Consider the following 235-nt stretch of genomic DNA (forward strand, 5'->3'; position numbering starts at 1 on the left):
TTTTATCTCAGGCGAGTATGGTATTTGCATTTCATATTGATATGATCTCAGGGCAAGAAGAAGCTCGTCTTATTCATCAAGGTGTGACTGATTATGTACATAACGAAGAGAACCACCTTATTATCGATATTGGCGGAGGCAGTACCGAACTAATTATTGGTAAGAAATTGAAAAATAAGATTCTTACCAGCCGAAATATGGGCTGTATTAGCTACACAAAACAGTTTTTTAGTGG

Annotated in this window: 1 pseudogene; it reads left to right on the forward strand. The window is 36.6% G+C overall.

Annotation, left to right across the window (positions count from 1 at the left end):
- A pseudogene (locus R0J88_RS23595) lies at window positions 1-235 on the forward strand (exopolyphosphatase); the annotation flags it as partial.

It is taken from the genome of Pseudoalteromonas sp. SIMBA_162 (genome assembly GCF_046535955.1).
Taxonomy (GTDB): domain Bacteria; phylum Pseudomonadota; class Gammaproteobacteria; order Enterobacterales; family Alteromonadaceae; genus Pseudoalteromonas; species Pseudoalteromonas marina.